The organism is Hallella bergensis DSM 17361 (assembly GCF_000160535.1).
Lineage (GTDB): Bacteria > Bacteroidota > Bacteroidia > Bacteroidales > Bacteroidaceae > Prevotella > Prevotella bergensis.
In genome coordinates this window covers 1-845 of sequence record NZ_GG704800.1, presented here as the reverse complement: position 1 = coordinate 845, position 845 = coordinate 1, and the positions used below count along the sequence as shown (strand labels likewise).

Sequence of the window (845 nt, the reverse complement as noted above, 5' to 3'; positions counted from 1 at the left end):
GGCGGTTATTGGCGATTTGATAGTTGGTATAGAGAATAGCGATGGTAACACAAATGTTCGTTTCCATCAGAAGGACACGCTGAAGAGGTCCTTTGAGAGATTTGAACAGAATGGGCTCACTATCAATCGCTTCAGAGCTGATTGTGGATCATGTTCCGAGGAAATCGTGGAGGAAATAGAAAAACACTGCAAGTCTTTCTATATCCGTGCTAACCGCTGCAGTTCGATCTACACTGACACCTTTGCTCTCAAAGGCTGGAAAACTGAGGAAATCAATGCCATTGAGTTTGAATTGAACTCTATCCTTGTTGAGAAGTGGAAAGGTAAAGCATATCGACTTGTGATTCAAAGACAGAAACGGAAGGATGGTGTGCAGGATTTTTGGGAAGGAGAATACACATACCGTTGTATCCTGACTGACGACTATGATTCTTCCGTAAGAGAAATTGTCGAGTTCTATAACCTTCGTGGAGGAAAGGAACGTTTTCGTTAAGCCAAATGAGCAGAATAAAGCTCGCTTTAATTATGCCATGGCGAGAAAACGAAGGATGAAATCCAACGTATCTTCGATGATATGAACAATGGTTTCGGGTGGGACAGATTGCCCAAATCCTTCATGGCAGAGAATACAGTGTTCCTTCTTCTTACAGCACTTATCCGTAACTTTTACAAGGCCATTATTCAAAGACTTGACGTAAAGAAGTTCGGACTCAATGCAACAAGTCGCATAAAAGCGTTTGTCTTCAGGTCTATCTCTGTACCAGCCAAGTGGATCAGGACGTCAAGCGGTAGGTGCTGAATATCTATACCTGTAATAATGCTTACGCAGATGTTTTCCAGACTGG

The 845-nt window shown here is 42.5% G+C and carries 1 pseudogene; it reads left to right on the top strand.

The features are described 5' to 3' along the window. Positions 1-845, top strand: a pseudogene (locus HMPREF0645_RS12865) (transposase); the annotation flags it as partial.